This window comes from Rhizobium leguminosarum bv. viciae USDA 2370 (assembly GCF_002008365.1).
GTDB lineage: Bacteria > Pseudomonadota > Alphaproteobacteria > Rhizobiales > Rhizobiaceae > Rhizobium > Rhizobium leguminosarum.
Genome location: NZ_MRDL01000023.1, coordinates 44,204 through 62,224 on the forward strand (window position 1 = coordinate 44,204; position 18,021 = coordinate 62,224).

17 protein-coding genes and 5 pseudogenes are annotated in these 18,021 nt (G+C 55.5%); 9 read left to right on the plus strand and 13 right to left on the minus strand.

Features of this window, described 5'->3' with window-relative positions; translation table 11 throughout:
• The first annotated feature begins 17 nt into the window (after positions 1-17).
• From glmS to BS629_RS40485, 4 genes and pseudogenes are all read left to right on the plus strand, one after another.
• Positions 18-1,844: a glutamine--fructose-6-phosphate transaminase (isomerizing) gene (glmS, locus tag BS629_RS10415; protein WP_077988159.1), complete on the plus strand. Its 1,827-nt coding sequence runs from the start codon at positions 18-20 to the stop codon at positions 1,842-1,844.
• Positions 1,845-1,921: 77 nt separating this feature from the next.
• Positions 1,922-2,407: a MaoC family dehydratase gene (locus tag BS629_RS10420; protein ID WP_018068343.1), complete on the plus strand. Its 486-nt coding sequence runs from the start codon at positions 1,922-1,924 to the stop codon at positions 2,405-2,407.
• A 167-nt stretch (positions 2,408-2,574) separates the two neighbouring features.
• The gene (locus BS629_RS10425; protein ID WP_077988160.1) at positions 2,575-4,023 is read left to right on the plus strand and encodes an efflux transporter outer membrane subunit; all 1,449 of its coding nucleotides are present in this window, start codon (positions 2,575-2,577) and stop codon (positions 4,021-4,023) included.
• Between the two features lie 205 nt (positions 4,024-4,228).
• Positions 4,229-4,587: pseudogene (locus tag BS629_RS40485) on the plus strand (IS110 family transposase); the annotation flags it as partial.
• Positions 4,588-4,679: 92 nt separating this feature from the next.
• On the opposite strand, the pseudogene BS629_RS10435 reads toward BS629_RS40485, so the two are convergent.
• The 5 genes and pseudogenes from BS629_RS10435 to BS629_RS10450 all read right to left on the minus strand — a co-directional run.
• A pseudogene (locus BS629_RS10435) lies at positions 4,680-5,076 on the minus strand (ATP-binding protein); the annotation flags it as partial.
• Positions 4,997-5,341 (minus strand): Mu transposase domain-containing protein, encoded by a 345-nt coding sequence (locus tag BS629_RS40490; protein WP_376767662.1) that lies wholly within the window; start codon positions 5,339-5,341, stop codon positions 4,997-4,999. The gene BS629_RS40490 and the pseudogene BS629_RS10435, both read right to left, overlap by 80 nt.
• A gap of 146 nt (positions 5,342-5,487) precedes the next feature.
• Positions 5,488-5,649 carry a hypothetical protein gene (locus BS629_RS38890; RefSeq protein ID WP_020048089.1) on the minus strand — a complete coding sequence of 54 codons (162 nt, stop codon included), beginning with the start codon at positions 5,647-5,649 and terminating at the stop codon, positions 5,488-5,490.
• Positions 5,650-5,698: 49 nt separating this feature from the next.
• Positions 5,699-6,553: a calcium-binding protein gene (locus BS629_RS10445; RefSeq protein ID WP_077988161.1), complete on the minus strand. Its 855-nt coding sequence runs from the start codon at positions 6,551-6,553 to the stop codon at positions 5,699-5,701.
• Positions 6,554-6,870: 317 nt separating this feature from the next.
• Positions 6,871-7,112: pseudogene (locus BS629_RS10450) on the minus strand (SfnB family sulfur acquisition oxidoreductase); the annotation flags it as partial.
• 937 nt (positions 7,113-8,049) lie between these two features.
• Here BS629_RS10450 and BS629_RS10455 point away from each other — a divergent pair.
• Positions 8,050-8,700: an outer membrane protein gene (locus tag BS629_RS10455; RefSeq protein ID WP_077988228.1), complete on the plus strand. Its 651-nt coding sequence runs from the start codon at positions 8,050-8,052 to the stop codon at positions 8,698-8,700.
• A 25-nt stretch (positions 8,701-8,725) separates the two neighbouring features.
• Here the strand turns inward: BS629_RS10455 and BS629_RS38210 are convergent.
• Positions 8,726-8,833: pseudogene (locus tag BS629_RS38210) on the minus strand (IS6 family transposase); the annotation flags it as partial.
• Between the two features lie 348 nt (positions 8,834-9,181).
• Here BS629_RS38210 and BS629_RS10460 point away from each other — a divergent pair.
• Complete coding sequence (locus BS629_RS10460; RefSeq protein WP_077988162.1) at positions 9,182-9,925, plus strand: helix-turn-helix transcriptional regulator; 744 nt, start codon at positions 9,182-9,184, stop codon at positions 9,923-9,925.
• Between the two features lie 219 nt (positions 9,926-10,144).
• Here BS629_RS10460 and BS629_RS10465 read toward each other — a convergent pair whose 3' ends face one another.
• The 3 genes from BS629_RS10465 to BS629_RS10475 all read right to left on the minus strand — a co-directional run bounded on the left by BS629_RS10465 (position 10,145) and on the right by BS629_RS10475 (position 12,087).
• On the minus strand, positions 10,145-10,594 hold the full coding sequence (locus BS629_RS10465) for a protein rhiC (RefSeq protein WP_077988163.1): 450 nt from the start codon (positions 10,592-10,594) through the stop codon (positions 10,145-10,147).
• Positions 10,595-10,682: 88 nt separating this feature from the next.
• Positions 10,683-11,159 carry a tail fiber protein gene (locus BS629_RS10470; RefSeq protein ID WP_342588335.1) on the minus strand — a complete coding sequence of 159 codons (477 nt, stop codon included), beginning with the start codon at positions 11,157-11,159 and terminating at the stop codon, positions 10,683-10,685.
• A gap of 232 nt (positions 11,160-11,391) precedes the next feature.
• Positions 11,392-12,087 carry a protein rhiA gene (locus BS629_RS10475; protein WP_077988165.1) on the minus strand — a complete coding sequence of 232 codons (696 nt, stop codon included), beginning with the start codon at positions 12,085-12,087 and terminating at the stop codon, positions 11,392-11,394.
• Positions 12,088-12,663: 576 nt separating this feature from the next.
• Here BS629_RS10475 and BS629_RS10480 point away from each other — a divergent pair.
• The 3 genes from BS629_RS10480 (at position 12,664) to BS629_RS10485 (ending at position 15,396) form a co-directional block, all read left to right on the plus strand.
• Positions 12,664-13,218, plus strand: coding sequence for an acyl-homoserine-lactone synthase (locus tag BS629_RS10480; protein ID WP_077988166.1), 555 nt, complete (start codon positions 12,664-12,666; stop codon positions 13,216-13,218).
• 348 nt (positions 13,219-13,566) lie between these two features.
• Positions 13,567-13,725 (plus strand): hypothetical protein, encoded by a 159-nt coding sequence (locus BS629_RS39155; RefSeq protein ID WP_165505241.1) that lies wholly within the window; start codon positions 13,567-13,569, stop codon positions 13,723-13,725.
• Positions 13,726-13,797: 72 nt separating this feature from the next.
• Entirely contained in the window at positions 13,798-15,396 is a 1,599-nt protein-coding gene (locus tag BS629_RS10485; protein WP_077988167.1) for an asparagine synthase-related protein, read from the plus strand.
• A 146-nt stretch (positions 15,397-15,542) separates the two neighbouring features.
• Here BS629_RS10485 and BS629_RS40495 read toward each other — a convergent pair.
• The 4 genes and pseudogenes from BS629_RS40495 to BS629_RS10505 all read right to left on the minus strand — a co-directional run.
• Positions 15,543-15,776: pseudogene (locus BS629_RS40495) on the minus strand (amidase family protein); the annotation flags it as partial.
• A 255-nt stretch (positions 15,777-16,031) separates the two neighbouring features.
• Positions 16,032-16,451, minus strand: a complete 420-nt coding sequence (locus BS629_RS10495; protein ID WP_077988169.1) for a type II toxin-antitoxin system VapC family toxin — start codon at positions 16,449-16,451, stop codon at positions 16,032-16,034.
• The gene (gene vapB, locus BS629_RS10500; protein WP_018496487.1) at positions 16,451-16,687 is read right to left on the minus strand and encodes a type II toxin-antitoxin system VapB family antitoxin; all 237 of its coding nucleotides are present in this window, start codon (positions 16,685-16,687) and stop codon (positions 16,451-16,453) included. Before vapB ends, BS629_RS10495 begins: the two co-directional genes overlap by 1 nt.
• A 260-nt stretch (positions 16,688-16,947) precedes the next feature.
• On the minus strand, positions 16,948-17,964 hold the full coding sequence (locus tag BS629_RS10505) for a hypothetical protein (protein ID WP_131645741.1): 1,017 nt from the start codon (positions 17,962-17,964) through the stop codon (positions 16,948-16,950).
• Positions 17,965-18,021: the final 57 nt, after the last annotated feature.

Consider the following 18,021-nt stretch of genomic DNA (forward strand, 5'->3'; position numbering starts at 1 on the left):
GGACATGGGTGACGAGCATGTGTGGGATTGTTGGCATAGTGGGACGGAAGCCCGTGTCGGAGCGGCTGATAGAAGCCTTGGAGCGACTGGAATACCGTGGCTATGATTCAGCCGGCGTTGCTACGATCTGCGAGGGAGAATTGCACCGACGCCGCGCAGAAGGCAAGCTCGTGAACCTTAAAACGAGATTGAAAAAAGAGCCCCTGAGCGGCACCGTCGGCATCGCCCACACGCGCTGGGCGACCCATGGCGCACCGACAGAATGCAACGCACACCCGCATTTTGCCGATGGCGTAGCCGTTGTTCATAACGGCATCATCGAAAATTTCTCCGAGCTGAAAGACGGATTGGCAGAGGTAGGGGCCAAGTTCCAGACCGACACGGATACCGAGGTGATTGCGCATCTCCTGACAAAATTCCGTCGGGATGGCATGGGATGCCTTGAGGCCATGCATGCCATGCTGAAGTGCGTCAAGGGCGCCTTCGCTCTTGCCATCCTGTTTGAGGATGATCCCGCGACCATTATGGTAGCGCGCAATGGACCACCATTAGTGATAGGCCATGGCGATGGTGAGATGTTTCTAGGCTCCGACGCGATCGCTCTTGCTCCGTTCACCAATGACATCACATATCTGAACGATGGCGATTGGGCTGTTGTAGGCAAAACGAGTGTCCAGGTTTTCGATATCGAAGGCAAAGTCGTCACGCGCCCACGGCACATATCGCTTGCTACCGCAGGCCTGGTCGGCAAGGGAAATCACCGGCATTTTATGGAGAAGGAAATCTACGAGCAACCCGAGGTCCTCGCCGGTGCTCTTGGTCACTACATCAATGTCAACGAAAATCATGTCAAAGCCATTTCAACCGACATCGGTTTTGCCAGGGTTGAGAGCCTCGCAATTTCTGCCTGCGGCACTGCATACCTTGCGGGACTGATTGGCAAATATTGGTTCGAGCGCTACGCACGCTTGACGGTAGAGATTGATGTCGCCTCCGAATTCCGCTATCGCGAAATCCCATTGTCGCCACGGTCGGCAGCGCTCTTCATCTCTCAATCTGGTGAGACGGCTGACACGCTTGCATCGCTCCGGTATTGCAAAGCACAAGGTCTGAGAATTGGTGCTGTCGTCAATACCCCAGAATCAACAATTGCCCGCGAGGCAGATGCCATCTTTCCGATCCTCGCCGGGCCAGAGATCGGCGTTGCTTCTACCAAGGCATTCACATGCCAGCTTGCTGTTCTCGCTGCGCTAGCCATCGGCGCGGGCAAGGCGCGGGGCACAATCACGGACGACGAGGAACAAGTGCTCGTCCAAAGTTTGGCGACGTTGCCGGGCGTTATGCGACAGGTGCTGAACGACATCAAGCCGAAGATCGAGCTCTTGTCACGGGAATTGTCGCATTACCGCGACGTGCTCTATCTCGGCCGCGGCACGAGTTTCCCATTGGCTATGGAAGGTGCGCTGAAGCTCAAGGAGGTCTCCTATATCCATGCTGAAGGTTATGCAGCAGGAGAATTAAAACACGGTCCGATCGCCCTGATCGATGAAAATATGCCAGTCATCGTCATCGCGCCACATGATCGGTTCTTCGATAAGACTGTCTCCAATATGCAGGAAGTGGCCGCCCGCGGCGGCCGCATCATTCTGATCACCGACGAGACGGGAGCTTCGATGTCGAAACTCCCCACCATGCACACTATCGTATTACCCAATGTCGAGGAGATTATCGCGCCGATGATCTTTGCTCTGCCGCTACAGCTTCTTGCGTATCACACGGCGGTGGTCATGGGGGCAGATGTGGACCAGCCGCGGAATCTAGCTAAGTCAGTCACAGTCGAATGATTGTGACGATTGGTTAAATCGCAGCTCGCCTCCGGGAAAATCCACGACTTGATCAGTCATCAAATAAGTGAGGTCGAATGCACGAACTTTCGCTCGCCGACGTGCCGTCGCGAATTGGCCAGGAACTCGGCAAATCCGAATGGATCACCGTTGATCAAACTACAATCGATCTCTTTGCCGACGCGACACACGATCATCAATTCATCCACGTGCACCCGGAACGCGCGGCAGTCGAAAGCCCGTTTGGTGGCACGATCGCTCACGGCTTCCTGACACTCTCGCTTCTGTCGGCGATGAACTTCAGCGGCATGCCAAGGATCCGCGAGCAGACCATGGGCCTTAACTACGGCTTAGACCGGGTGCGTTTCATGTCACCGGTCAAGACCGGCAGTCGTGTGCGCGGTCGCTTCGTTCTCTCTGAATGTCAATTTCGCGGCGCAAGCATGCTGGTGACCACCTACGAGGTGACGGTCGAGATCGAGAACGAGAACCGACCGGCACTCACTGCCAATTGGATCACGATCATTCAGTTTGACCCGAACGACAGGCCTAAAGGGATTTGACGCCAGCTCGCGCCAGCGGGTGTCGACTTGTTGTTTTGGCTGCACGCGATTTCGTAGTGTCACGCCGGAATTCTCGATCTGCTGCGTCGGCAATTGCGCGCTGGCATCATCCTTCGGGCAGGCGAAACGGGTTTGAGTTGAATTTCGCTGTAATGGAGGCTGATTAATTGCATTCGTTCCGTCTGGCCGCTGCGGTGTTGCCGCTACTTTTGTCATCTTGCATGCTCGGGCCCGACCATGCACCGCCGGAAACGCCTTTGCCGGAGAAGTTTTCCGAGGGTGCAAAACAGAGCGCCGGCGATGTTGCGGTGTCGGCGTGGTGGGATTCGTTTTCAGATCGTACGCTCAACCAGTACGTTGCCTCCGGCCTGGATGAGAACCTCAGCGTTCAGCAGGCGCTCGAAAGGGTTAATGCCGCCGCCGCGGACGTCACCATCGCTGGCGCCGGGGGCCTTCCCAAGGCATCACACACGACAAGCGGCGAGATCGGCAAAGGGGGAGATGTCACGAGCACACAGAATATCTCCAGCGTGCAACTATCGTTGACCTGGCTGCTGGACGTATTCGGTCAGTACCGGCGCAGCACTGAAAGCGCACTGGCTTCTCTTGATTCTGCGCATGCGGCTGTCGACGCCGCAAAGCTAGCTCTAATCAAAGATCTTGTTTCCTCCTACATCGACGCCCGGTACTACCAGCAGCGCGTCTCGATTTCCCGAGCGAACCTGAAGTCCCGCCAGGAGACCTACGATTTCACGAATTTTCAAGTCGAAGCGGGAGCGGCTTCCAGGCTGGATGTCTTGCAAGCCGAAGGACTTGTCCGATCGACGATTGCCGAAATACCAAGGCTAGAACTGAATTTTCGCGTGTCGGCGCATCACATTGCGGCCCTCCTCGCTTTGCCGTCGGAAACAGTGATCAAGCAACTGCAGAAAAGTGAAGGGCAGCCGGTCTATCGCGGAAAGATCAATGCCGGCATTCCCGCCGATCTTATTCGCAATCGATTCGATATTCGCCAGGCTGAACGGGATCTCGCCGCCGCGACTGCACAGATCGGCGTGGCGGAAGCACAGCTTTACCCCGCGATAACGCTCTCCGGCTCGATCACCCCTTCCTATATCAAGCAGCGCGGCCGTCACGGGGGTATCTTGAAATGGTCCTTCGGGCCGAGCCTTGACCTCCCAATTCTGGACGGCGGCCGTTTGCGGTCAAACGTGGAGACTTCTAAATCGGACGCCGCAGCAGCCTACATAAGCTGGAAATTAACCGTCCTGACAGCTGTGCAGGAAGTCGAGGACGCTTTGACAGCCATCCGACGCGACGTTCACACAGAGAACTCACGTCGCAGGCAAGTAGAAACGATCGAAGAAGCACTGAAGCTTTCGACGGCCTCGTACACGGATGGTGCCTCTTCTCTCCTCGATGTTCTCGAAGCGCAAAGGCAGGTGTCCAGCGCTCAGGCGAGCCTCGCTGCGGCGATCCAACAACTGGCCAAGGATCACGTGCGGTTGAATGTAGCAATCCGCGGTGGTTTTGCGGCTCCCAAAGTCGCGTCACCCAGGGAGGCCTCGACGGTTGCAGCCGCAAATGCAAACATCCAATCCGCACATTCGCAATAGCCGAGCGCTGGATGCGGGATGGTTTAACCTGATCACGTCATTAGCGCGCCAGCGCCTGAGTTGTATTGGCGCCGGCCGGGAGGTCGTCCAATCGCGGCACATGCCCTTCACCACCTCCCGCTTACGAGCAGGGCTTAGAGCTAATGGGATGGTCCGCCCTGTCTCCCGAGAGCATAACGGAGGTGGGCAAAGGAGGGCTGAAATTATGGATCGCAACCAACTGCGCCAATGCGCCGTCTTCGGCATCGATATCGGAAAGAACCTCTTTCCCGTGGTCGGCCTGGATAGTTCCGGCGCGAGACGCTACTGCAGTTCTTCGAACGAGCGAACAGAACGCTTGTCGGAATGGAATCCCGTCCGGGTTCCCAATGGCTTGCGTTAAGTTGCAGACGATGGGGCATTCCGTCCGCATCATCCCGGCGCAGTGAAGTCTATGTAAAATCGAACAAGAATGACATCATCGATGCTGCGGCGATCGCAGAAGCTGCAAGGCGACCGACGATGCGCTTCGTTGGCATTAAGCAAGCCGATCAGGTCGATCTTCAGATGTTGCATTGGGTGCGTATTCCGATGAAACCGGCCACCGATTCCGATTTGAAGCCGGCCATTTTTCGGGCTGATCCTGGGTCTGTTTGATGTTTGGATCGGGTTTTGTGTCAGGTCAAGCTTTGCTGTGTTTCAAGCGCCATCGGTGAACGCTGTTTGCGCATACTTTCGCCAATGAGATCGATGCCTCGGCGTTGTGAACGAGGCGATCCAGTATCGCATCGGCGGCGTTGGATTTGAAATAATTTCCCACCAGCGATCCAGGGGCACCTGGCTTGTGACGATCGTCGAGCGACGCTCGTAGCGGTCTTCGATGATCTCGAGAAGATCGCGGCGCTGATCATCGTTGAGTTTTTCCGGTCCCCAGTCATCGAGGATCAGCAGGTCGGTCTTGGCGATAGATTTGGGGATTCTGCCGTATCGCCCGTCACCCCTTGCAAGCGCGAGCGTGGCGAACAGCCGGGGAACGCGGTGGTATGCAACGGAGAAATCCTCGCGGCATGCTTTGACCGATGGATGCGGCCCAGCGCCGAAAGCGATCTGGTGTCCACTCAGCGTATCGCCGGTGGGAACTGGGCATGTGATCTGGGTCGGCTCCATGACGACAGCCGCCATAGCGGCGCTGATGGACGGCGATGCGCTTGCCGCGGTAAAAGATCTCGATGGTGCGCGCCGTTGCTCTAAGATCGACCTGCTGGCGAATGAGGGCATGGGGGACGGAACTAAAGAAGCTTTTGAACTCGACGTGATAATCGGTCGAGACACGGACCAGACGCCATTCGGCGAATTCGTAGTTTCAACCCGGGAGGCTAGCGAGCGCAGCACGTTCGACACGTTCAAATACTTGCCGCCGGGTAACACCCAATCGACGCATGAGGTGATCGTTGATGCGATCAAGTGCCAATAGCGGCATTGGCCTCAGCCAGCGAGAAGAAAGTCAGCTTGCGCAACCGCCCCAGGATGCAGGTGGCGCATGGCGGCGTCGTCATCGGCGACGAGAACTTGTTTCAATGGCGTACCTTTACTGGTGCAGTCGATCAATAAAATCACGTCGTTTCTATTTTCAGTTCCCTGCGCCATGTTGGAAAAGAGAAGCGCCCCAAGGGTGGAACGCTCCTCGGATCTTCAATTAAATGAAGCCGAAATTTTCCGCCGTGAGCGAGGTAAGATCCGACATGTCGTGCAGATTGTCGACATGAGCGAAGGCATGCGCGTGGTTCGCAGAATCAACATAGGCTAGTGTCGCACCGTGAGTTTTGCCATCTTGACCGAGAGTTTTTTCATCATGGTAGACAATGATGTCACCGGGGGCTTCGTGATCAATAGCAGTCGCGGCGGCAGCGGCAGACGCAAAGCCTCGATCAGTGATTACCACGACATGCTCGCCGTGCGCGCCTTCGGCCGCGCCGTTGTAGAAGGTGTCCACAAATTCGCCCGGAAAGCCCTTGGAATGATTGATGAAATTTGCATCAAACAGATTCCGGTCACCACCGAAATCTGCGGCGTCCAGGACAAAGCGGTCCTGCTTCGTGTCGAAATCCATCACACTCGTATAGCAGTGCGTTGTTCCAACCATAGGGTTGTGGAACCGAAACACGAAGGCGTCGCCGTCGTCGCCGCCAGTCAGAACATCTGCGCCGTCACCAGCCACAAGTATATCGCGGCCAGGGCCGGCGTCGAGCACGTCATCGCCCTCGCCGCTATGCGGTATTACGCGGTGAGGGTCGGTGACGTATAAGGGGTAGGAGGCGTCGCTGTACAAGAGATCGTCACCACCGTCGGCATGGATTACGTCTGAGCCATTCCCGCCGTAGGCAGTGTCATGGCCCGGACCGGCCATGATGTAGTCTTGGCCGTCACCAGCTTTGATCCGATCATCGCCGTCGCCGGCATCAATCCAGTCATTCTTCTTGCCGCAATCGATAGTGTCGTTGAGATTGGATCCCCAAATAAAACCGCCTTTATCACTGCCTTTGATATTCATCGCATATACTCCTTATTAGGCAACGGGCGCCGCCTGTGCCCCTTATCTTTTCCAAGAGCGAATTAGTGAAATCCATTGTTTTGATATGACCTATTTGAATGACGGATGCGAAAATGTTTATCTCGGCGGCACCGTGCGCCCTTCGCGGTGGCCGGCAGAATATGAAAAAAGACTTGGGGCGATGACAATCGGCGGCCAAGCAGCGGCAACAATGTCCGCGACACCTCGTTGACGAAGGCGAAAGCTTCCTCCCTCGTATGCGCTGCAGACATAATCTGCAGAGCACCTGATCTTAGGTGCTTTGCAGATCGGAATCCTCAGCTCCAGGCATGGAGCGGTGGCTTCTCGCCATTCAGGAAATACTTACCCAAAATGGGGTACTTCCAGCGGACCGGGTCGTGCAGAGTATGGGTGCGGGCGTTGCGCCAGTGGCGATCAAGTCCGTGCTCTGCAGGGGTTGAGCGCGTTCCTGCCAGCTCGAACAACTTGTGGCCGCAATCGCGATTTCGGTGGAGAGTATCTTCGCTTCGGCGGTAACGATCTGGGCTTCCGCAACGGTTCGGGAAGAACAAATTGGCGATGCTGATCACCAGCAGGAACAGCGCCGAGATACTGGTCCCGACGACGCCGTCAATGTTGTGAATATCCTCAAGCCGACCCGACGCGTCCCTATGACACGCTTCTCCACCAACGGTGAGCCAACACGGCGGGGTGGGAGTCGGACGGGCGTCTCACCCATCACTCGGGGGTTGCCAGACGGCTGAACCGGCCTCGGGGTCGGGCATCGCACCGCAGGTCGGCAACCGCTCGGCCCCACCCAGTGGCTGACCGACGATCATATCACTGCGAAATACAGGCTCCTGGACTCGCTGCGGATTACAGGCTCCTGGACCAGGAGTGGCAGGGACGCTCTGCGGATCTGGCCGCCCGGACGAGCGTCGTGAATTCTGTCGTGGCATAAGGTCAGCTACAGTCGCGCTTTCGTTGTGCGAGCCTAATTTTGTTGGCGCGGCAAATGCTTGTGCCACCAGCTGGAAAATAAACCATAATATATATGAAAATATATTGTCGTATATTTTCCTTTAAACGGTGAAGTATCAATCCATTCCCGTTTTTGATATAACATAAACGAATATATTCTTAAATATATCCTCTGCGTCTCTTGCCTTAAATCAGGTAATTGTAGAGAGTCTGCTTATGAAAGCAGGTATGACAATGCTGAAATATTCAACAGGCGAAGGGCTGTCGCAGGGAGGAACGTCGGCTATGGTCCAGGAGGAAGGCTCCAGCACAGCAGGGACAACGCCTCCTATGTCCCAAAGAGCGTCGGGTCGACCCAAGACCCAGCGGACGCGATGCGAAACTTGATCCAGTCGAGCGATTTGGCTTTTCTCATGGAAGCTGATGATGCCCTCTCCGCGGGTAAGGCGGGGCCTGCAGACTTTGGGCGTCCAGCCCAGCACCGGATGTTAGTTTCGCTCGTTATGGAGTTACATATGTCGCTAATTAAAAGAAAAATCTTCTCCGTAGGTGTCTTGACGCTAATGGCATGCGGCGCGTCGGCGGCCGATCTAGCTGACCACAGCGTTCCGAGCGCCCCCTCTTATGACGCACCGGGAACCTTCTCGTGGGCCGGGGCTTACGCCGGTCTTCATGGAGGTGTCGCAGCCTCCAAATTCAACCCGTTCAACAATGGTCGCGCCCCAGCGGTGGGCGCTCAGGTAGGTTACAATTTCCAGGCTGGATCGGGCGTTTTCGGCGCCGAACTGGAAGGCTCTTACTTGAACAACGAAGTGCGTGTGCCCGGCGGCAACGTGGAAAGCCGCTTCCGCGGTGGCGCGAAAGCGAAGGCTGGCCTGGGCTTGGATCGCACTTTCGTCTACGGCACCGCGGGCGTCACAACGACCGAGTTCGAGGGCCGCCGCCTCGTACCCGGATCGGACAAACGGAAATCCGGGCCGGATAGCTGGAAACAGGGCTACCTCTTCGGTGGCGGCGTCGAGCACGCGTTTTCGGGCGGCGTGTCGGCAAAGATCGAGTACAACTACGTCATTAACAACGCCGTCCCGACCACGAGCGGAGGCATCAGCTCGAAGTCCGACCTCAACGATAATGTAATTGAGGCGGGCCTTAACTTTCGCTTCTGACGAACTCGTCTGAAGCCTTGAGCAAACGCAAACACCAGGCAACCGCCCGCACGATCGGCCATGCCTCGAAATGCCGGCCCTTGAAATCTTCCATCGGTTGCCGCTTCAGCTTTTCGGTAATCGCATTCAGAATCGTCGGTTCGCTCCACAACTTTTGGAGGGACAATCTCTCGTCCCATGGTCCACATACCGTTAAGCGCCAAAATTTGCCACAGGCCCTGCTTCGAAGTTGTCAGTCATCTGCCGTACGGTTCCGAGTCAATGCCAAGCTAAGCGATCGGGCTGACGCACTCGGTTAAAATTGACGGCTCGAATTGTTTTTCAGACGAGCGGCGCCAAACGGTTGCCGACGACGATCCCGTCTGGAAGATGCGCTTTTTGGTTGTATATATCAAGGGTATCTAATATGGTTTTCAGAGTTAGCCGCCCACCGAACTGGGCACTATGACGAAGTTAATCTTGCGCCGAACCGGAGGTTGTCGTGAAGGAAGGATCCTCAGCGGTCTCGAATCTGGTGTTCGATTTCCTGTCAGAGTCAGCCAGTGCAAAGAGCAAAGACGATGTGTTGCTCCTACTTGGAAAAATTTCACAATATTTCGGGTTTAGTTATTTCGCGATATCCGGAATCCCCTCGCCTCCGGAGCGAATTGAACCCTATTTCGTATTGGGCAATTGGTCAGCCGGGTGGTTTGATCGCTATCGTGAAAACAATTATATCCACGCCGACCCCATAGTGCAGCTTAGCAAGACATGTGATCACGCATTTGTTTGGTCGGAAGCTCTGCGAGATCAAAAACTCGATCGGCAGAGCCGTCGCGTCATGAATGAGGCACGCGAATTCAAGTTGATTGACGGCTTCAGCGTTCCTATACACACTGCCGCTGGGTTTCAATCGATTGTCAGTTTTGGAGCGGAAAAGGTAGAGCTCTCAACCTCCGACCGAAGCGCGCTTTATCTGATGGGGGCTCACACACACAGCTTGCTCCGCGCCCAAATTGGGAATGATGCCAGTCGAAAAATTCAGGCCTTACCCATGATCACAACGCGAGAGCGCGAAATCATCCATTGGTGTGCCGCAGGCAAAACAGCAATAGAGATCGCAACGATTCTCGGACGATCCCATCGAACCATTCAAAATGTCATTTTGAACATCCAGCGAAAGCTCAATGTGGTTAATACACCTCAGATGATTGCCGAAAGCTTTCGTCTCAGAATCATTCGCTGAAACACATGGAGTTGCGGGCCACTTCAAAGATCGGGCCTGTTGGGTCCACGACAGCCATCATGATCAGATAGTAGCCCCATTGAAATGCAGAGCTAAATCAGCGCCTGAATTGATAGACAGGCGCAACACAGTTTTCGGTAGGTCGAGCAGAGAGCATCCATTGGGTGACTGCGAGGACGTGCTTTGAATTTGTTTCCTCAGAAGTCGTCCAATGACCGCCTACCGCCAGACGGCCCCCCCGAATTGACCAGTCGCGTCTTTTGGGGTGATCCCCGACAGGTCGCAGTGGTTGGCATTTTCTGGTCGGGCAGCTTGGATTAGCCGCGCACTTTTGACCGGCGCATTTATCATGCAATACGCGTTAAAGCGTGCGGGTAGCCCTGGCAATGTATTCGCCTGGTTGCCATTTGGCCTGCAGTTGACGCTTGCCCCCTCCAAACGTCCGGATGGATCCACAGGCTCACCGCTGAAGTCGCATGTTTTTCCGGTTGACGTTCCCGGATTTCCAACCGGGCCGGCAAGCGTGACGCCGCGGATCACGATGCCAGTTTCTACGGGCTTCGCCGCGACCTTGCCTTTTTGATGCTCCTCAGCCGCTGCCGCCTGCGCGAAGGTGACGGTCAGAGCGAAAGCAGCAAGGCATCCGAAAGCTCTCAAAGTATCAGTCATCAAACTTCTCCTCTTTTGCCGGCCGGCAAGATGTCGCTTCCGGACCGATGTCTCTGAATCGAATGAAAGGACCTGCGCGCCTTTCAAGTTACCGAAACTTGATCAGGTAGTTCACGGCCACGTTCTTGGGACGCGTCTCAAGAGCGGTGCGTGCCGGACTTTCCGGCAAGCCTGTCGATTTGCTTGAAATGGAAGTTCCGGCGGCACTGCCCTGTTGCGAAATTCCCGCCGGCGTCGTTATCTCATAGGGATGCGCGTGAACTTGCAGAGCATCGCATTGGAGTGATCCAACAACATTCGCAACATTATTGCCGGTTGGATCTAGCCGTCGTTTCGCGTCAGGGTCCATACCGCCACCGGCATCGAAACCGCGCAGGAACAGCCCACGGTAGTCTGGAATCCGAAATTCCAGATCGGCCGTAGAATTCCGCTCTCCATAGAGTCCGCCGAGAACGGCGTAGAGTTCTGGATAGGCGGCTGCCCTGAGATAGCGTCCATCGCAAAGCATCCATCCCTGGGCTTCGACGTAGCTGATAGGAGCTTCCGCATTTGTACCCGTAGCCACGCCAGAGCTTGCGCATGGTGTGTTGCTCCAGATTGTATTGACCGAGCTCGAGATGGGGGCAACTTGCCCCGCAAAGGGACAGACCGCACCGATTGGAGGCCCTGCAAACATCTTTGGTTCCTCGGTCAAGATTGATGCGTGAGGGAAGGAATGCCAATTATTATCAACAACAGGTACTCCCAGGCATCAGCTCCGCCCTGACGGGCGGAGCTGATGCCTATTCACCTTGCCATCAAGCCGGGTTGATATCCCAGGTATTGTCCTCTTGGAGCACGCCTACGAGATTGAAGACGGCAGAGGGAAACTTGGCTTCCCTGGTCTGGGTGATCGTGTCGATACTGAGCACCGAGCCGATATTCACATTTGTTCCCGCCGCAATCCAATAGCTCGGAGTTGGCGTGAACGTGTGGAGCAGATTGGTGCCCGCTTGTGCAACATAAGTTCCCGTTCCGGACATGCCGATGCCCACGGAGAACCGGTTGTTTGGCACATTGGCAGCATCGTTAATGACCAATGATCCTGCAGGATCACCCTTGATCGGCGCGGTCAGGCCAGGTCCATCACTTAATGAAAAAGTAGTGGTGTTTCTCCCGCTGGGGCTGCAGTCCTCCACCCCGGAGGAAAGAAAGTCCACGCCAGGAATCAGTTGTCCCGTGTCGCTCCAGACGAAATTATAGGCGAGCTCCCAACTGAATTTGATTTGATTGCCAACCCGAATTTTATACGGAGAGCAGAACCATGCCAAAGAGAAGACATTGGCAACAGGTTGAGGCATCTTTTGATAGACATAGAAGGTCCAAGGTTGCGCCGATCGATTCTTCAACAGCAACGAATATTGCGTTCCTTGGGCAAGCGCCGCGCTTCCCGGCTGAGATGCACGGGCATGATCCGTCATTTCCTTGTCTACGTAGCTGACATGCAAGGACATTTGATTCTCCCTTTCCGCTGATTTTCTATCTTCACGCCAGGACTGATCCAATCGTTTGGACCGCTTCTTTGCCCAGCTCCAACTGAGGCGAGTGTTATTGGAGGCACCAATTCAGCTATAAGTATTTCTGGGTGACGTAAATGAGTAGATATACTCCCTGACAGACTACCATTAACCCACAGCCATGCCCCCGAGACCCGGGACGGTAAGAGCGGTCGAAGCCTATTTAGTCGGTAGCAGATAAGCACCGGCCGAGATGGTTTTCTAACGCAATCACACCAAACGAAAAGCGGCCTGAGAGCCGGCTCGATCGAGCCTTTAGGCGTCTTTGAGCACACCGATGCTCTGCAATTTCACTCTAGCGGCACGAGATGTCGGCATTCTAAACCCGTTGCCCGATCTTTCCGAAACCGCCTTCCCACGCCGCGCGGGATTGTCCGGATTCAAATCATGATTGCGCGACGAATGCTGCGCGAGAAAGTCGCCAATCATCCTCGCCCCAGCGCAGAGGTGAGTAATTCTACTCATTTTGAAGGACCGAAAGATCGTGCATAGTGATCCGGGGGTCAGGTAGCGATGATCAAGATTTGCATTGGGCACTCTCGGGCTAACGCCGCAATCATGGAGAAAATCTGGCGATTTCGACACCAGCAATTTGTGGAACGACGTGGGTGGGAGGCGTTACGCAAGAGTGACAGACGGGAAATAGATCAGTTCGATCACGATTGCGCTATTCATTTTAGCGTTCTCAAGAACAATGCGGTGATCGGGTATTCTCGGCTCCTTCCTACTGTGCAGCCACATCTTCTCTCAACCGTCTACCCGCAAATCATGCGAGGTCAAAAGTGGCCAAGGTCGCACGACGTTTTCGAATGGACGCGGTGGGCGGTCGCAAGCGGTGACGAAAAGATTGACGGGGTTCCAGTATCGCGTGTTTTGATGATCGGGTTGATGGAGTTTTGCCGCGTTGCTGGCATTACCTCGCTCATCGGCGAGACGCACCCAAAGCTGATAAACTCGTTGCATGCCAACGGGTGGCAAACACACATCCTCTCAGAGCCTAGCACTTTCGAAAAAGAATTAGTCGTGCCGCTCGAAGTCATCCCATCGTCCTTTCCGCAGACGTTTTAGGCAATTAGCTGGTATAGGAAATTCCGCTCGATGTTTGAACATTACGTCTCAGGAAGTTTTGGTCACCAATTCGCCGCCAGTCCGGCTCACAAGCGAGGACGAGTCCCCGCCTGGAATTCTTTTGTACAAGCGGCGCCGCATCGCAGGCAGACCCGCTTCTTTACCGGGCGATTGTCGTACGCTCAATGCATAGGTCAGAGAGCCAGCCGCGTAGCCGCCCGGATCGATTGCAGCCAAATACTTCCGCAGCCTATGCCACCCTAGAACGGCATGGGACAATGTACCTCAGTCAATCGCGTCATTGGCCCCTTAGGGGGACGGCGAGGAAAACCAACGGAGAGTCATAACATGGAAACGATAGCTAGCCGTAAGCCCATTGATCCAATCGGTAGCGAGTTGAGCGTGTTTGCCAAGGCGCCGCGCGTCGGACCGACCCCTTCGACCACAGAAATTGCTGCCATGATCAAGGGGGGCAAGCCAGGAGACATGGACAAACTGGACGTTTAAGTTTCATCCGTGTGACCGTCGCCAAGGCGGCGGTCACTGCCCTTTAGATTTTCATCAACCAAGCGATCATCCATGTTCAAGGGAACGATTGACCGAGGTCATCTCGAGTGCGTGGCTGAGCCCCCGATGTATCCGCCGCCCTACCCCAACATCTCTATCAAGATCCTAGACCATCCTTTGCTCGAAAACTTCCGGTGGGACACCGCTGATCAAATCATCCTGATCTGCCGCGAGCGTTCGGCCGAACCGAATGGGCAGGTTATGGCGCTCAGGGATTGGCCGATAGAACGAGCGCATGATTTCTGTGCTTTTGGACAATGGCGATTGGACTATCAGACAATTTCGATCAATCGCCATTCCGGCACGGTTACCTTCAGCGCCGGACATGGAGGTGTTGCGCCACTTTATCTGAAGGTCAGCGGCGAGCGAATTGATCTCTCTTGGTCGATAGCGGACTTTTATTCGGGCATGACCCTGGCCGACGTCGACACGGACCGAACTGGTCTGCGTCTTGTGGGGACGCTCCCCTATGCAACAACCACGATGTTTCGCGGTGTTTTCATGCTGACCGAGCGCGCGTCACTTTGCATCAGCAGGACGGGAGCCGTCGAGACGCACTATCCGCCTCCGGCACCGTATTTCATCCCGACCCCGCTTGTGGATGAGGCCGATGTTGCAGCCGCAGCATGCCGTTTGATCGACGCTCTGCTGCGTCGCTGGCCGCTCACACCCGCCCTCACGGCTAGCGAATTCAGCGGAGGATTGGATTCGGCAGTCGTTGCCGCCATTTTGGCGGGGCAGCATCCTGACGCCCTGCAAACCTATGCCTTAGAGGTCGAGGGGCCAGCTCGAAGTCAACAGACTTCGCGGCGCGAAATAGCAATCGAGCACTTTGGCTTCCACGACCAAACGCTGCGTGTTGACACGATACCAATGGTTCCGTGTGGGTTCGAAGTGAGTAGCGACTACGTTCCCGCTCCCTACAATGCCGATCTGCAGCGGCCTCTCCATCAACTATTGAAGTCGCTCACAACTGCCTCAGCCCCACGGGCGGTCGCAACTGGCACAGGCGGTGATGAGTTGCTAATGGCCCATGCTTTCGAGCAAAATCACGAGCAATTCGCTCGTAATGTTAGCGATTCATTCCTTCCTGCGATCCTTCCCTCCGCCATGACGCTGGTGCTCAAAAACCGATTGCCCGACTATGCAGCAAGCTGCGATCGGGCACCCTTTCCTATTCTGCCGATCTCGGTATTGGAGGCACACGCCGCGCGGGCTCCTTTGTTTGCGAGCCATGGCATATGGCCAATTAGCCCATTCGCCCAGCCAGAAGCCGTACGATTTTATCGGAGTTTGCCTTTAGCCTGGAGGCACGAAAAGGCGCTGCATCGCCGGATGTTGGAACGGCTTGGATATCCCGAACGGTTCTTCACCGTTTCTATACGAGAAAATTTCGAAAACTATCTGTCCGGCTCGCTGATTATCGGTGCTAGCGAGATCACTAGTCAATTATCCCGCCGTTGCCTGCTGCATGAACTGGGACTGATCGATGCTGACCGCCTGATCGCCGCAATAGACGCTATCCGATACGATTCTCCGCTTGGCGAGCTCGGCTTTATCTTCCACGCGATTAACGTTGAACACATGCTTCGGCGAATTGACGGAACTTGAAGGAGATCACCCATCGGGACTTCGACACGCCTGCAATTAGGTCCCTTACAATTCCGCCTGGTGCCGTCGCGAGGCAGATCGTGATTACTCTCGCAATACCGGCCAATAAGACTTTCGATTTCCTTCGCTACAGATAGAACCCGGCCGTCCGCACCTCGTGCACCAATAATCTGAATACCGATAGGTAGCCCCGTGGCGCTAAAACCGCAGGAGACCACACATTCAGGTTGCCCTGTCAAATTTAGCGGGTAGCTAAAGCCAGTCCATTCAGTCCAACTCTTGACTCCGGTATCGGGTGGAGCGTTCATGGCCGTTGCAAAAGGGAGATGGGCGGCGGCGGGCGAGATAACGACGTCCACGCCGTTTAAAGCCACATCCAATGATGATCGAACAAGTCCAAGACGTCATCGATTGGAAGTGTAAATGGGATGATGGATGCGCCCTGATCTGCTAGCGTTTCCATCGCTGACGACACAGCGATATCGATTTCAGCATTAAGCGCTCCGACTGGAGGTTGTCTCCAGAAACCTATTTTCATCGAGCGAAAACTAACCTCTAACATCGCCCTCTTACCGGCACGAGCGCCGGCAAGGTCCCCTCCTGCCCGCCCCTCACGGCATAGCCGCTGGGACGGGTTAATTGGTTTCTCTGCGTTCCGCGTCCAGCCAGTTTTCGAGCTTCAGTCCGGGATACGCCAGGAAGTCCCGCGTGTTGTTGGTCACCAATACCGTGTCCAGAGCGATCGCATGCGATGCGATCAGTTTGTCGAGATGATCTTTCTTCCGGTCTCTCGTCGCCATTCGAACCGGACCGTAGGCACGCGCTGCTGCGATCCCAAACGGCTCTACCGTGATTAGCTCGGCCAGGGCGGAGAGATTATCAAGTTCTCGTTCCGGATCATCGGATGCGGAAACACCGTACTCGAGTTCCGCGAAGGTGATGGCGGACATCACCACGTCCCCCACATAGCAACTGGCAAAGCGGCGAGCGACCTGCTCCGGCTGGTTTTTCATCAGGTAGATACACATGTTCGTATCGAGCATGTAGCGCGCCATCAGATCTTGTCCCGCTCGTCTTGCTCATGGGACTCTCTTCCGTCACGCATGAAATCCGGAGAGAAGCGGGCGAATACATCCAGAACGCCGGCCAGGGAGCGATGCACAGGACGGATGCGAAGCTCGTCGCCGATGCGCTCGATCTCCAACTCAACATCGGTTCGCTCAAACGCCAGTTCCGCCGGTATGCGAACCGCTTGGGAATTTCCATTCTTGAAAGCTTTAGTGGTGTGCATGTCATTAGCCTTGTGTGTACGTGGATGTACTATATCCTAGGCTTTCCAAATAGTACATCCCCAGTGTGTACGTAAATGTTTGGCGCTTGGGGCGACGGGGCGCATCTCGCAACAGGGTGAGGTCGCTCGTGCCGAATCGTGTGCTGGTCCACCCGCCAACGGGTATTGGCCAGCAGGGCATCAAGGCGCCCATCCTTCGGCGGCTCGGGTCGCGCGAGCCCCCGTTTCTTCTGAGCGCGGCCGCGAGGAAGGCCCTGATCCTAGTATCTGGCGGGGGTAGCGGGTCGCCGAAGCGTCGATGCGACGTCAATCTTCGTCAACCCCGCGGTTTTGGCCGCCCTACTCTTGCATCCCGCGATCGGAGGGTGAGCACTTTTGCCGATGTTCATAGCCACCCCTGTCAACTTCATCGAAATGAAATCAGAAATTTGTCCACCGAACTTGATAGGCTTGCCGTTTATCGTGACGTCGCTGACCAAATAGCCCCGATCGGCGGGTACTTCAAAAACAGCGCGGACAGCCTTTTCAGCTGTTCCACGCGTAATTTTCCAGAAGAGGGCCGGTTGCGTCCCATCCGGGCTTGCCCAACCGGCCGTGTTCAAACCTGCGAAATAGATACCAACCGGATTGGCGAGTGAAATGTTTGCGTCAGTCCGCGCCAATAAATTGACGCCGCCCCCGATGGTCGGGTCACTATGCCTTTCCGCTTGCCCATAAGCGCCGCATCGAATGAGGTCCTGGTCGTTCGTCAACAACACGCCTTTGGGCGCACGCGTATTGCTCGCCCCGGCGGCGAGTTCAATCTCTGCGCCAAGAGTGTTGTTCTGTTGGATCAGGTGCATGGCACCCTTAGACGTCCCGCTGTTCCACTTGTTTCTCGGATTATAAGTTCCGGCCGAGGTCAAAAGATCATTCGGCTGAACCGCAGGGTCTATGTGGCCACGGTAAAGGTCCAAAACTTTAGCTGGATCGGTTGCCGCGAGAAATTGCCAGTATTCGGGCCCCTCGCAGGTAAATGTCACGCGCGAAATACGCCCGTCGGCCAAGCGGGTTACACTCCACTCGCAATATTCGTCCTGCACGTCCCTGCTTCCGTCAGCGGTCTTCCAACGCTCTTCGTCGGTGGCCGCATCGATTGCCACCAGGCGGGGAAACGCGGTCCAGCTTATATCTTTTTCGACAGCATCTGCCGCCAACGGCGTCTTAGCGACGTTGAAGAAGCGTGGGCGCGGGGCGTCAAAATCGTACGTCCGGCTGTCCGGCCTTCGCATCGTCAAGCTGTTGCGACATCCAGTCACTCCAAGCCTCTTGTTGCTGCTGGTTGAAGTCCTGCA